The following is a 13,782-nucleotide window of genomic DNA, read 5'->3' as shown; positions in this document are numbered from 1 at the left end:
CGGTTTTTGCCCCAAAGTACGCATTATGTTTAGGCTTTGTTGTAGCACGATTTATTCTACCCTTAGTGAAAAATTATCAACAAATAATTCAATGTTTCCAGCGGTTGGATTTGCAGTTGCCCCAATTTGTACGCGCTCGTAAATGGTAGGTTCTTTCAAAGTGAAGTCAATTCCTTCATTAGCAAAAGTCTCTCTAAAAATTTTTGCATTTGGCATATTCATACCCATTTGATTTAATACTTCCGTTCCATTAATAAGTAATCTATTAAGTCCATCTTCATTTACTGATAGGGTCATTTCCCATACAACTGAAACCCATTGATTTCTTGGAAAAGCAAAATTTGTTTGTTTCAATGTAGTACCTGATATTTTGCCTCTTTCTATAGAAAGATAATCGTTGCCACCGGACATCATAAGCCTAACTCCTGGGCATTGATTTTCTGCACCAAAATTATCCCCAACACTTGGGTCCCAACAAGAACAACATTCTAGGTCAATTAATAAGAGGTTTTCCAACGATTCATTAGTATCTATATAGAAATCAGCTTTTATAGTTACTTTATCTCCTGATTTTATATTTAAACCTCCTTTTTCAATGTCTATTTTTGAAAGCTGGTCATCTGATCGGTAGGCGAGAAAACGAATTGCGTTTTGTCCTTCTGAAAATTCATTATTAGTAATCGAAATTTCATTGGAGGCATTTGAAGGGTCCGTTTGTTGAATTAATGACCATCTTGAACCAGTTGAAGGAAAGAGTTCGTCTATAGAATTATTTTGAGTTTCAAATCCATCTTCGAACAGAAATTTTGCTGTCAAAGGTTCTTCTATGTTCTTTTCATTTTTGTCGCAAGCCGCAAATAATAAAAGGATAGTTACGAATAAAAAGTAGTGATTACGTTTCATAAATATTTAACGTTCAAGTTGTTGTCTTGTTGTACAGCTTATGTCAAATGTGTTATAATGGTTAGTATATGAAAAGTAGGCGATTTATAAGGGCTGAAATTTCGGTAGAACACAATGCTTGAAACGGGCGAAAACCCTTTTTGACTACTATTTAGCCTGTTTTTTATACATTGTTAGCACCTTTTATTTGTTTGATTCAACATATTTTTTGAAATTATCGAGAATAGATTGCCATCCATTCTTTTGCATCTCCATTGGATTTTCTGATTCCGGGTCAAATTCAATCATAACTTTTGTCTTCTTTCCCATTTCTTCAAAACGAACTTGTATATTTCTATTTTCAAAACCATAACTAAATGATTCTAATGGATTTATTTCTTTATAAACAGCTTCAAAGTCGAAACCAAAACTTCCATCTTTAGCTTTCATTCTCGCTTTATAAGTTCCACCAATTTGAAGGTCATTTTCAGCTTTCGGACAGCACCAATCCTCTGAAGCAAAATTCCAATTAACGATATGTTCTGGATTTGTATAATAATCCCATACCTTCTTTCTATTTGCAGAAATTTCGGAGTAAATCTTTATTTTATCTCTATTCATTTTTTAAGATTTTCGTTAACCCTAAATTTGATAAGTTCGGTAATTATTTCGTGAGGTAACTGTTGCTCAAGTGGAAATTGAACAGAGCCTTTACCTTGCTTGTATTTAGAGAGTGCTTTTTTAAATTTTTCATGTCCAGTTGGTGTAGCGTAGAACCCAATATGATTTGCAAAACCTCCAAAATACACAAGTGGTTTTTCATTCAATTTATAGGCAGGCATCCCATAAGAAATACTTTCAACTGATTTTGGAGCAATATCTATAATCTCTTTTCTGATCCAGTTAAGTTTTTCTTGAACTTCTTTTGGGAATTTAGAAATATAATCGTCAACTGAATCTATTTGCTTTTTCATTTTTCCTAATTGTAGATAACGCAGCGCTATGTGTAGTCCGCGATATTTTATGGAAATATAGTGAAAACCCTTTTTGGTTTTCGACGGTATTGGGAATAAAATATGGCGGTCCTTCCGAGCGTAGCGAACACATGAATTCGTTAATAAATAAACAGTTATGAATAAATTACATATAGTGACTTGATATGTTGGGTTATTTTCTTCCGTTAAGCGTCGTACTTAGAAAAGATACCCTTATCCTACGGTTTTATGTAATCTGACATAGCGCTGCGATGATGTTGCATTTCCGTTTGTGCGAGAATCGAGGTACGAGATGTAGCACATAGGGTCGACGTAGGAGTCACGAGCATAGCGAACAAATGAATACCTATAAAAAACATTAAACAAGTTTATGAATAATGCAACATCATCGGTCTTGTATATGAAAAGTAGCGGGTTATTACGCACTAACTTTTCGGATTATAACTGACCTTTAATTTGTTCATTTTCTTTTGATTAAGCGATTAAACCGCTATTTTTTATATACGTTGTTGCCAACCGTTATTTATCCCATATTCTTTCAGAACGCTTTCCCATTTCGTTTCCACATTTTTAGGGATTAAAATACTTTCCTCATTCGCTATTTTCTGTCCTTTCTCTTTGTTGAACGATAGAAAATTAAAACTTCCTTGTATGTAATAATCATTATCTTTTATTATTAATTTTCTGTGTGTTCCTGTCATTTTATAGTTTTTTTGTTCTTCAAAATGAGTTGGTAAATGTATTAAATGGAAATTCTTTTGATATTTACTTTTTAAATTTCGCAGTTTTTCAATTGTTCCGTAATGATGTTCATCATTGCTTTCAATTCCATACAATATTATAACATCTACACTTCTTTGTAATGCGTTTTCAATACTATTGATATATTTTAATGTAGCACGTTTTACCCAAGGACTTTCTATTAATATTTTTGATTTAACGGTTTTTAATGCTTCTCCAAATTTTTCTTGTGTTTCCCAAACTGAAAGTGTTTGCGTTTCGGTTATCTTTTTTTCGATTTCAGTTGTTTTAAACTCTTCTAAAAGTTCACTATTATTATCTTCTTGAATTTTCGCAAAACTTGTTCTATCAGAAGTCGTAAATTGATATAATATACTTGGATATTTTTCAGATAGTGATTTTGAAAGTCGTTTTTGTTTTGAAATATCTTTATCAGTATTTCTAACTTCAATATATGGTTCTAATTCACTTTCTTTTTCCTTTATCGGAATATATTCGATTAAATAATAATCGTGATTTTCCTTCTTATCAAACTTAATATTTGACTTGTCATAATCAACTAAATATGCTTTTCCATTACTCTGACTTTTATAAATGTCAGAAAGTTGTTCGTTTTTGTTTTTAAGCAATTCAGGGTTTTTTATTGAATAATCAATCTCTGGGTTTAATCTGTTTTCAATGTTTTTATCGCTAAATAATCTAAAATTCTTTTCAATTGCTCGATTTGATATTGCATCAATTAAAAATTCAAATTCTTCTTCTTCAAGAATTTTTAAAATACTATTATCTTTTACAAATTCTTCTCCTTTTTCGGTTACTAACCAAATTCCTGAAGTAAAATCTACAAATCCTCTTTCACGCAAAAAGTATAATTCTCTTAATATAAAATCTTCTTTGTTAAGACCTAAAAATTTAATTATTTGTACTTCTTTATTATAACCTGCTTTTATTGTTCTTATAAAAACTGAATATACTTGTTGTATTGATTTTTCAGGCGATTTATTTACAGTTGCGTTTACACGTACACGTCTATAAGGATATGCAAATTGGATAATTTCATTTATCTTATAATCGCTTGGACATTGTTTGTCTAACTTTTTATGTATTTCTTGTATGTCCATTAAAATATTTGTTCTACGTTTTTAACAATCCAGTCTTTCTTCAATTCACTTAAATATTTTTGTAATGCTGGTTTTTGATTTGTGTTTTCCAAATCTTTTGGCGGTTTTGCACTTAATATGCTATCTAAATTTCCAACAATAATTAATAGTTTTTTTTGCCTTGATAAAGCAACATTTATACGATTTGCATTAGATAAAAATCCTAATGTTTGTTGCTGACTTCTTACTAAATCAAAAATGATAATATCCTTTTCTAAACCTTGAAACTTATCTACAACCGATATAACTACATTGTTAGATTTTACATTTTTCAGTTTACGATAATCAACTTTATTTCTTACAACTTTTCTTATTTCTCTTACTTGAGCAGAATAACCTGTAATAACACCAATTGTGTAATTCTTTACTCTATCAAACCTATCTAATCCATTTAGAAGTTCTGGAATTAATTCTGCACTTAATTTATTTCTTGACGAACCATTTCCATCAATTTCACTTTTATATGAATTACCAATATCAAGAAAGACAATTGAACTATCAATTTTTAAATCAAGATTATGTTCTTTTTCTTGAGGTCTTTCAACTGGTTTTATAGGTTCATCTCCAAAAGGTTCGTAAAAGCATTTTGAAGTTAGTAAAACTTGGTCTTTTGAACTTCTTCTACATTTTTCTAACTGACTTTTAAAATCATCATCAATTTTTGTAATTACTTGTTCAAACAAACTTGCTCTATTAAAGTAATCATCCCAACTGTCAAATTCATCTGTGTCAGTTTTAAATTTTTCTCTCAACCATTTTTCAACTTCACGATTCGCAGTTAGCATTGGTCTTAATTGTCTATGGTCGCCAACAAGAATTAATTTTTCTGCTAAAACTGTTGGTATTAATGCTTCTGCTGTGGTTGCTTTTCCACTTTCGTCCATTATTACATAGTCAAATTCAAAATTATATTTTTGATATTTTTTTGATGCGATATGATTAGTTGTTGCACCAATTACTCTAATGCTATCTATTAATTTTTGATTTATATTACTATTTTCATCTAACGAACTAATTGTTGCTAACCAATCTTTAAATATTTGTTGTTTTAAAAAATATTCTTCAAAATTTACTTTTACAAAACTATTGATTGATGTTATAAACTCTGTTTCAGAAGTTAAAGACTTTTCTAAACCTTTAAACGTATTGAAACGTTCTAACATTTTTTCTATTTGTTGTTTTTTTACTTTCCATTGTTTATTGGAAGAAAGGATTTCAAAAATTGGCAATAGAATAATATTCTCTTTTTCTAATGCCTTTTTAAATTGCTCTTTGTATGGTTTCCAATTGGCTTTAGTTTTTTTTCTTACTTCTTCTTTCCAACCCTCAATTTTTCTTTCTAAAGTATGTTTTTGCAAACTTACTTTTGGTTTTCTAATACCACTTAATCGAACAATTGGAATCTCTTTTTCCAATAAATTATCTAACACGTTATCAACTGCATCATTTGTTTGAGAAGTGATTAAAATTTTAGCATCAGGATTTTTATTTAAAATTTGAAAAACAATTTCTGTGATTACAGTTGTTTTTCCTGTTCCTGGTGGACCTTGAATAATTGTTAAAGGTTCTCTATGAATTGCATTTAATATTGCTTTTTGTTGATTAAAACTATATACAAAGTCATTTCCTTTTTCGTCTGTTTGATAAACATTTTTTAGTTCTTGAAACTCAAGATATTTGCCTTGTAAATCCGTAGGATTAAAAACAAAATGTATTAAATCTCTATTTTGAACTTCATTATATTCTACTTTTCGGATTGCTTCTAATTGTCTTTTCTTTTCCTCTTCTTGTTTCCTGATATTTTCAAATATGTATCCGTTTTTAGGGATTTTTTCAAAATCTAATCGTTCACAATCCTTAAACCTTAAAACTCTTGTTTTTGTGTCGAAATCATAAGCAACTCCCGAAAATTTCATTGGGTCTTTCATTTGTTTTTTATCGGCAGTTTCACTTACGATAAATTCAAAATCTTCTGGACTTGGTGGTGTTGCTTTGTCAATATGAGAGTAGATTAAACCGTTCTTGCTGTATTTTTCATTGTCTTGAATTTTAAATGAAATTTCATAATTCCCTTTTTTCTCAAAACTTACAAAACGTAACCTTAATGAGTTTTTTTCTAAAACTTGTATCTCTTTGGTTAGTAAATCTTTAAAGAATTTTAATTCTTTAGTAATTTCTTTTTTTCCTTTTCTGTATTCGCTTTCGTGTTGTTTTTCTTTTTGTATCTTTTTTAAATAAGGTGTTAAGTTGAAATGTTCGTTATATCCACTTTGTGATGTGAAAATAATTGGTAAACCTAATTCTTTACCATACCTCAATGTATTTGAATGCTCTTTTTCCTTGTCTTCTTTTCTTGCAGAATTAATTATGTTCAATCCGTTTTCTGAAATTTTCCAAATACAATGTAGATAGAAGTTTTTTGAAGAAATATTTAAAAGTATATTTTCTCCTTTGCTCGGACTAATGTCAAACTTTGGTTTGAAGTCTGGATTATTCAAATCTTCTATTACAACTTCATTTGCGTATAAATAGATTGTATTTTGATTATCAAATGAGATTTCACTTGTTATTTTCAATAAATGCTCTAAAAAAGCAACATAATTTATTCTATTTATCGGTAATTGCTCACAAGTTTTGTCCGCCAATTTCTGAACTTCTTCAAATTCGTTAATTTCATTTTTTGTAAAATACCATTCAATAACTTTTCCAATAGAATAAATGTCAGATTGATAGGGAAATCCCTTTGGGATTTTTCTATCCCATTTTTCAGGTGACGCAAATTCTTTTGCGAAAATCTCTAATTCTTGTGATTGGCTTAAGGTTGCAGAAATATCTGAAATTCCGAAATCAATTAAGTAAAAATCAAAGTTTTCATCTACAAGTATATTTGCAGGTGTTATATCTCCGTGAGCAAGTTTATGTTTTTGTTGCAATTGCTGTAAGCAATTTGCAATTTGTTCAATCCCCTTTAAAAAATGCGTTGGTTTAATTTCAAAAATATTTTCTTCTAAAGAACGTGCGTTTTTATTTTCAAATATAATGCAATAAGCACTTTGGCTTTCGTCCCATTCGTATTCAATAATTTTCGGTAGGGAAGAGTGGACTGCTTTTTTTAAGTGTCTTAATTTGTTATAAAGAATTTTACTCGGTTGTGAGTTTTTTTCAATTCCTTTTATCCATTTGGCAAAATAAATTTCTCCACTTTCATCTGTTACTTTTGCGGTTGCTGAATAACCTCTGTTTTGGATTTCTCCGTATAGTTGGTATTTGTCTAAAATCATTCAATAATATTCAGTTTTTCAATTTGAGCACGGTTTTTCTTTAATTGTTGCCAACGCAGCGCTATGTGTAGTCCGCGATATTTTATGGAAATATAGTGAAAACCTTTTTTGGTTTTCGACGGTATTGGGAATAAAATATGGCGGTCCTTCCGAGCGTAGCGAACACATGAATTCGTTAATAAATTAACAGTTATGAATAAATTACATATAGTGATTTGATATGTTGGGTTGTTTTCTTCCGTTAAGCGTCGTACTTAGAAAAGATACCCTTATCCTACGGTTTTATGTGATCTGACATAGCGCTGCGATGATGTTGCATTTCCCTTTGTGCGAGAATCGAGGTACGAGATGTAGCACATAGGGTCGACGTAGGAGAATGCAACATCATCGGTTGTGTATAAGAATAGTGCGGTTTTTTATGCGAGGATTTTCCGAAGGAAAATCAGATGTAACAAAAGCGCACAAACTCTTGATTAAGCACTAAACTACGCATTTTTTTATACCATGTTGTGCAACGTTATATATTTTCACTTATACAAGTTGCACCTTTTTTAATTGCTTTTATTTTCTGTTTTGTTTTTCCTTTTGCTTCTAGGTCAACATGTTCACCTTCATCTGTATCTGGAATTCTAATAATATCAATTTTAGATTCAGTCAAACTTTTCAATTCCGTTTTGTTTAACAAAAATGTAAAAGAATAAGCTGTAAAGTTTTCAGAACTTGTTGTATTAAATCCGCCACCAAATCCAGGGAAAAAAGGTCCGTTCGATGAAGATGTGATACTTTCAATTTTTGGTTTAGACTGTTTGATTGTTTTTAGTTCAATTTTAATACCGTTTTCAAGTTTAATTAATATTTCAGTTCCTTCAGTAAATTCATGTTTTCTTTCTCCCCAATAGTTGAATTTAATGTCAAATCTTATCGAGTCATTTTTTATTTCAAAATAAACAGTTTTATTATAAAAATCAAATGATGTTATTTTCTCATTTGTAAATGGGTCTTTGTCGGTTTTACATTTTTGAGAAAATGTTTTTATTGAAATTAATAACAATAAGATTAGGGTTGTTTTTTTTATCATATCTCTTTTTCCTAATTGTAGATAACGCAGCGCTATGTATAGTCCGCGATATTTTATGGAAATATAGTGAAAACCCTTTTTGGTTTTCGACGGTATTGGGAATAAAATATGGCGGTCCTTCCGAGCGTAGCGAACACATGAATTCGTTAATAAATAAACAGTTATGAATAAATTACATATAGTGACGTGATATGTTGGGTTGTTTTCTTCCGTTAAGCGTCGTACTTAGAAAAGATACTCTTATCCTACGGTTTTATGCGATCTGACATAGCGCTGCGATGATGTTGCATTTCCCTTTGTGCGGGCGACATCAGCGAAAGCTGTGGGCGAGTAGTAGCGTTGGCAAAACAAGATATAGCACATAGGGTCGACGTAGGAGTCACGAGCATTGCGAACACATGAATACCTATAAAAAACATTAAACAAGTTCATGAATAATGCAACATCATCAGTTAGTGTATGGTTAGTGGCGGATTTCGACGCACTTAACTTTCGATTTAGCACTTGGCTTGTAAAGAACTTAAATATTGATTTTCAGAATAAAACCGCCATTTACTATACGCCTTGTTGTCTTTAGTATTTTTGATTTTAGCTAATAAATTATATGGTTTAAGGAACAAATTGATAGATTGAAAAACTCGGAATTCCAGTTTGGCAATGATTTCCACAAATACTAAAATTTAATCCTAACCCCAAAAATGCTTTTCCATTTACAACGAAATTGGTTTTTGATTTCAACCTGTTGTTTCCTACCGACGGAAATCGTTCAATCAACCCTGTCCATTCATCGCTGGATGGATTGTATTTCCATACAGAGTTAACATCTAAACAAATATAACCTTCACCATTAAGACTAAAACCTGTAGCATAAAAAGTAGCATGAGCATCTGGACCAGTAGCATAATAAGTCGGTATTTTTGCACTTTGTTTTTCATTCCATGAATTTGTTTCTGGGGAATATTCCCATAAATCTGTGCTTGGCAAATAATTATCCGAATTGAGACCGAAACCTACATAACCTTTATTATCTATACTAAACCCAACGACACCACCACTACTTTCACCAGGGTAGTCGGGTAGTCGATTCCAAGAGTTATCAGAAGGTGAGAATTCCCAAAAATCTCTCTTATCATAATAACCACCGAAACCTACATAACCTTTTTTGTTTATAGCAAAACCTATGGGTTTGAGTCTTCCTTCTCCAGGAAAATCAGATAATTGCTTCCAAGTGTCATTATCAGGGTCGTATTCCCAAAAATCTTGCTTGAATCCAGTTTCAGAGTTCAATCCATTAGCGTCGGGCTCAACAGCTAAGTATTCACCTAATCCAACATATCCCTTCCCATTAATGCTAAAACTAACAGCCTCCGTTCTTTTCTCACCTGGAAAATCATTTAATCTTCTCCAAGTATCGGTCTCAGCATTGTATTCCCAAAAATCATCTTTAAAACCACCCTGGGATGTAATAGGGTTACCTCCAAATACATCATAGTCATATTGATAATCACTACCTAAACCAACATATGCTTTATCCCCTATAGAAAATGATACAGCACCATGTCTACCCATTCCGTTTGCAAAATCAGCTTTTTTATCCCAAGAACCTGAAGTAGTAACAGTTATTTTACAAATAGCGGATATATTGTCATTTGTGCTGGCGGTTATTTCTGAAGAGCCAATATTTATTGGTTTAACGACTCCCTTATTGTTAACAGATACTATAGTGGTGTCAGAACTTTCCCATGTTACTTCTTTGTCAGTAGTATTTGAAGGACTTATTGTTGCTATTAACTGTAATGTGTTACTTCCTTTTAAATCAATAGATGTATGATTCAATGTTATTTTTTCAGCATCAATTGATACGAATTCATCATTATTACAAGAGATAAAAAAGGGCAATATGAGAAATAATAGATATGCTTTCATTTTTATTTTTTTAATATTAGATATTTGTCAAACATGTTCGTTAATATACATTGTTTACAAAAGTTATAGATTAGGGTTTACACTAAGTTTGTTTCTAACCTTACTGATTGTTCTTTCTTTCTAAACACATGTTCATCAAAGTATCCTAAAAATACGTTTCTATAAAATACCCTCCAAATACCATTGCTAATGTCCATGGCCCCGATATGTTTACCTTGTAGCGAAGCGGAAAGGTAAACCCAATTATAGGCCTTCCATCTGATAGCTCCATTTTGGGTGACTTTTAAGACTTTCATTTTGGAATCGTAATCAAAGTTGGGGGTTCTTTCGGGAAAAGGTCTGGTTGAAAATTCATGTACCGAAGCGGGTGTTTTCATTCCCAATGCTTCATGGGGCCTTAGGTTGTTATATTCATTTACAAAGCTGTTCAAGCGTCTTTGTTGCGCCTTCAGGTCATAAGCTCAAGGCTTGGCACAAGCGGCCTGTAAATCCCTATGCATACGTTCATGCCGTCTGTTCTGTTCGGGGTGTGCCGGGTCTGAAAAGACGGGCATGATTCCCAGTTCGATGAACCAATAGGATAACCTGGTAAATCGTTGAATCGCTGCCACGGAACCAAATGGACTTCCATTGTCCGTATGGATTTGTCCGGGGATACCGAATTTCCTGAAAACCCTTTTGAACTCTGCTTTGGCCGATGCAAGGTTTTCTTTGTAATGCCCTTTTGCAGTAAATACAAAGCGGCTTTTCGAGTCTGCGATCGTAAGGGGATGGCAATAGATTTTATTGCCCATAAGGAACTTGCCTTTATAGTCGGCACTCCATACTTGGTTACAATGTTTTGGGTCAAAGATGGGGTGAATGGGTTTGACTCTTCTAAGCCGTTTTTGAGGCGATACCAAACCGTGTTTTTTCAGGATGTTATGAACGGTCAAGACAGATGGGATCATTTCCTCGGGGAAATCTTTATACAACAAGGTGTGCAACTTTTTAGCGCCCCATGCCTTGTGTTTTTCCTTCAGTTCGAGAATTCGGTTTACCACTTTTTCATTGGTGGCATTAGGGTGTGGGCTACGCGGTTTTCTGGAGAGTTCCCTAAGCCCTTCATAACCTTCATTTTCAAACCGGGCAATGATTTTGTAAGCTGTTGGTCTTGAAATTTTAAAGACTCGGCAAAGCTCCGTGATGGTGTATTTTCCAGTTCGCCATTCACAGATAAATTCAATTTTTTGTTCCATAATCGTATGTTCTTTCCAAGGCATAGCATCTGAATGTTGGTTTCAAATGCAACTTAAAAAGTGTAAACGATGTTTCTATAACTTTGTAAAGGATGTTTGTATATCGTACCTAATGACGCCTAACGGTCTTGTATAAGAATAGTAGCGACCTTTCAAGCGCTAACTTTTCGGTAAAACTCAGACCATTTTTATATTAATTTTTTTCGTTTTAGTGATTAAACAGCTATTATTTTTATACTCTGTTGTCTTCAGTGTTATCTCTAACTTATTTTATTAATTAGATATATTTAGGGAATAAACTGATATATGCTGGAAGTAGGAGAGAAAGAACTACAATGACTTCCGCAAGAGTATCTATAAAATCCCAATCCTAAAAATGCTTTCTCATTTACAACAAAACTGGTTTTTGCTTCTCGACCCTTTGAGTCAGGAAATCTGTCGGGGAGGTTAGTCCATTCATTATTGGTTGGATTGTACTTAAAAAAAGAATTAGTGTCCAAGCAAATATAAGCATCGCCGTTAATACTAAAACCTTTAACATCATAATAAAAAGTATCTTGAATTTCTGCGTTTTGTTTTTCATCCCAAGAACCTGTATTTAGGGAATATTCCCAAAAACCGTTACTACTCCATACATAGCCTTTATTATTTATACTAAAACCAACTGGGGTTCTACCTTCTACAGGATAGTCTACCAGTTGTTTCCATGATTGGTCAGAAGGCGAGAATTCCCAAAAATCTCTTTTACTATCAAATTTTCCCCTACCACAAGCGACATAACCTTTGTTGTCTATAACAAAACTTGCAGACTTGGTTCTTGCTTCCCCCGGAAAATCCTCTAATTGTGTCCAACTATCATCATACGGATTGTATTCCCAAAAATCTTGCTTGAACTCAAATGTAGAAGTATACCCGACATCATTTCGAGTACCATCGGAGTAAAAACCTAATCCGACATATCCCTTTCCGTCAATACTAAATCCAACTGCTCCAGTTCTTCCTTCACCTGGAAAATTATTGAGTTTTCTCCAAGTATCGGTCTCAGGATTGTATTCCCAAAAGTCGTTTTTGAAACTACCTGCATTGGATATGTACTCATCTCCAAAAATATCATAGCTATATGATTCATCACGACCCAAGCCAACATATGCTTTGTCTCCAATAGAAAATGATACAGCACCATATCTACCTCTTTCGCTACCGAAATCGGCTTTTAAATTCCAAGCTGTGATTATGGTCACCCTACATTTTACCGATATATTGTTCTGGGATGTGGCGATGATTTCTGCAGAACCTAAATTAATTGGTTCAATGTTTCCAATATTATCTACTGTGACTATTGTAGTATCTGAACTTTTCCACATAATCTCTTTGGTAGTTGCGTTAGATGGATTTAAGGTTGCGATTAACCTTAGTGCGTCGCCTCGCCTTAATTCGACGGATGTATAGTTCAATGTTATCGCCTCTACTTCAATTCCTAAATTGTCATTACTACAAGAACTGAAAAAGGATAATATGAGAAGTGTCAAATATGTTTTTAATTTCATTTAATTAAATGTTTAGTGCTTGTTGACATTGAAGACAACGGTTAGGCTAAGCGTAGTGCGGAGATAAGGAAACCTTTCGTTTCCGTCTAACGACGCAGCTAAAGCTTATTGTTTTGCTTTTTCTTTTTTTTGTTCCAAAGCTAAATCCATAAGATTTAGCGACTTTATAAATATACACAGACCTTTAGATTAATCCCTAAAGTCCGTATTACGTTTAGGTATTGTTGTGCGTTCGTTATTTTTCCGTCAACCAATTTTCAATTTCTTTTAAGTCCGACTTGGTTAAATTTTTCCCACAAACTTTTTTCCGTATTTCATTTCCCTGTCCGGCTTGAAAACTTATTTGAAATTTATTTGAATCAGATTTGTAAACAATATATACCATGCGTGATTCGAGCCTTTTTTCATACTCTTTTTCTAAATTTAATTCAAGTGCCTCGTGTGAGGTACTAGGCCAATATTTATTATAAAATCCTATTTTTTCAAGTTCGATTATAAATTCCAACATTGGCTTTTGAGGCCATTTATATTTATCTATTAATTCATTATAGAAATCAATTATGGTAGTCCATTCCTGAACCTTTCTATCATTATTCATAAATCGAGGCACCCATTAATATATTTTTAAAATTTTCCCAAGTCGGTTTGTCCGCATCTACGTCCATCTTCATATTTTCATAATATACTTGAATATCTTCAGTATAGGCAATCATACTTTCAAGAAAGTCCGACAAATTTGTGTTTTCCCACGAAGATTTATTTTCATCAAAGTCCTTTTTGAACTCTTCTAAAAACTTTATGAATTCTATTCTGTTCATTTATTTGGCAAATTGGTCATAATGACGCACAACGGTTCGGCTAAGCGTAGTGCGGGGGCAAGGAAACTTTTCGTTTCCGTCTGCGCACGAAGCTAAAGCTTATTGTTTAGTTTTAT

The 13,782-nt window shown here is 32.6% G+C and carries 12 protein-coding genes; all 12 read right to left on the bottom strand.

Annotation, left to right across the window (positions count from 1 at the left end):
• Positions 1-51 precede the first annotated feature (51 nt).
• Complete coding sequence (locus CHB68_RS09960; protein ID WP_089260739.1) at positions 52-903, bottom strand: hypothetical protein; 852 nt, start codon at positions 901-903, stop codon at positions 52-54.
• Between the two features lie 183 nt (positions 904-1,086).
• Entirely contained in the window at positions 1,087-1,503 is a 417-nt protein-coding gene (locus CHB68_RS09955; RefSeq protein WP_089260738.1) for an SRPBCC domain-containing protein, read from the bottom strand.
• Positions 1,500-1,856 (bottom strand): iron chaperone, encoded by a 357-nt coding sequence (locus tag CHB68_RS09950; RefSeq protein ID WP_089260737.1) that lies wholly within the window; start codon positions 1,854-1,856, stop codon positions 1,500-1,502. Before CHB68_RS09950 ends, CHB68_RS09955 begins: the two co-directional genes overlap by 4 nt.
• 518 nt (positions 1,857-2,374) lie before the next feature.
• Positions 2,375-3,739 carry a phospholipase D-like domain-containing protein gene (locus CHB68_RS09945; protein WP_089260736.1) on the bottom strand — a complete coding sequence of 455 codons (1,365 nt, stop codon included), beginning with the start codon at positions 3,737-3,739 and terminating at the stop codon, positions 2,375-2,377.
• Positions 3,739-7,059 carry an AAA domain-containing protein gene (locus CHB68_RS09940; protein ID WP_089260735.1) on the bottom strand — a complete coding sequence of 1,107 codons (3,321 nt, stop codon included), beginning with the start codon at positions 7,057-7,059 and terminating at the stop codon, positions 3,739-3,741. The genes CHB68_RS09945 and CHB68_RS09940 overlap by 1 nt, the downstream gene beginning before the upstream one ends.
• A 517-nt stretch (positions 7,060-7,576) precedes the next feature.
• Positions 7,577-8,137, bottom strand: a complete 561-nt coding sequence (locus CHB68_RS09935; RefSeq protein ID WP_089260734.1) for a hypothetical protein — start codon at positions 8,135-8,137, stop codon at positions 7,577-7,579.
• A 609-nt stretch (positions 8,138-8,746) separates the two neighbouring features.
• On the bottom strand, positions 8,747-10,063 hold the full coding sequence (locus CHB68_RS09930; protein WP_089260733.1) for an Ig-like domain-containing protein: 1,317 nt from the start codon (positions 10,061-10,063) through the stop codon (positions 8,747-8,749).
• A 77-nt stretch (positions 10,064-10,140) separates the two neighbouring features.
• Positions 10,141-10,515 (bottom strand): integrase core domain-containing protein, encoded by a 375-nt coding sequence (locus CHB68_RS09925; RefSeq protein ID WP_089260732.1) that lies wholly within the window; start codon positions 10,513-10,515, stop codon positions 10,141-10,143.
• Between the two features lie 9 nt (positions 10,516-10,524).
• Complete coding sequence (locus CHB68_RS09920; RefSeq protein ID WP_179213182.1) at positions 10,525-11,301, bottom strand: helix-turn-helix domain-containing protein; 777 nt, start codon at positions 11,299-11,301, stop codon at positions 10,525-10,527.
• 287 nt (positions 11,302-11,588) lie between these two features.
• The gene (locus CHB68_RS09915; protein WP_089260730.1) at positions 11,589-12,848 is read right to left on the bottom strand and encodes an Ig-like domain-containing protein; all 1,260 of its coding nucleotides are present in this window, start codon (positions 12,846-12,848) and stop codon (positions 11,589-11,591) included.
• Positions 12,849-13,083: 235 nt separating this feature from the next.
• Positions 13,084-13,446 (bottom strand): hypothetical protein, encoded by a 363-nt coding sequence (locus CHB68_RS09910; protein ID WP_089260729.1) that lies wholly within the window; start codon positions 13,444-13,446, stop codon positions 13,084-13,086.
• The gene (locus tag CHB68_RS09905) at positions 13,439-13,666 is read right to left on the bottom strand and encodes a DUF7660 family protein (RefSeq protein WP_089260728.1); all 228 of its coding nucleotides are present in this window, start codon (positions 13,664-13,666) and stop codon (positions 13,439-13,441) included. Before CHB68_RS09905 ends, CHB68_RS09910 begins: the two co-directional genes overlap by 8 nt.
• Between the last annotated feature and the right edge of the window lie 116 nt (positions 13,667-13,782).

It is taken from the genome of Maribacter sedimenticola, from assembly GCF_900188415.1.
Taxonomy (GTDB): Bacteria; Bacteroidota; Bacteroidia; order Flavobacteriales; family Flavobacteriaceae; genus Maribacter; species Maribacter sedimenticola.
This window is presented reverse-complemented; position numbering and strand designations above follow the sequence as displayed.

Bases quoted from the DNA above. Each gene is read 5' to 3' on its own strand.
- CHB68_RS09960 (WP_089260739.1), bottom strand. From the start codon at position 903: ATGAAACGTAATCACTACTTTTTATTCGTAACTATCCTTTTATTATTT.
- CHB68_RS09955 (WP_089260738.1), bottom strand. From the start codon at position 1,503: ATGAATAGAGATAAAATAAAGATTTACTCCGAAATTTCTGCAAATAGA.
- CHB68_RS09950 (WP_089260737.1), bottom strand. From the start codon at position 1,856: ATGAAAAAGCAAATAGATTCAGTTGACGATTATATTTCTAAATTCCCA.
- CHB68_RS09945 (WP_089260736.1), bottom strand. From the start codon at position 3,739: ATGGACATACAAGAAATACATAAAAAGTTAGACAAACAATGTCCAAGC.
- CHB68_RS09940 (WP_089260735.1), bottom strand. From the start codon at position 7,059: ATGATTTTAGACAAATACCAACTATACGGAGAAATCCAAAACAGAGGT.
- CHB68_RS09935 (WP_089260734.1), bottom strand. From the start codon at position 8,137: ATGATAAAAAAAACAACCCTAATCTTATTGTTATTAATTTCAATAAAA.
- CHB68_RS09930 (WP_089260733.1), bottom strand. From the start codon at position 10,063: ATGAAAGCATATCTATTATTTCTCATATTGCCCTTTTTTATCTCTTGT.
- CHB68_RS09920 (WP_179213182.1), bottom strand. From the start codon at position 11,301: ATGGAACAAAAAATTGAATTTATCTGTGAATGGCGAACTGGAAAATAC.
- CHB68_RS09915 (WP_089260730.1), bottom strand. From the start codon at position 12,848: ATGAAATTAAAAACATATTTGACACTTCTCATATTATCCTTTTTCAGT.
- CHB68_RS09910 (WP_089260729.1), bottom strand. From the start codon at position 13,446: ATGAATAATGATAGAAAGGTTCAGGAATGGACTACCATAATTGATTTC.
- CHB68_RS09905 (WP_089260728.1), bottom strand. From the start codon at position 13,666: ATGAACAGAATAGAATTCATAAAGTTTTTAGAAGAGTTCAAAAAGGAC.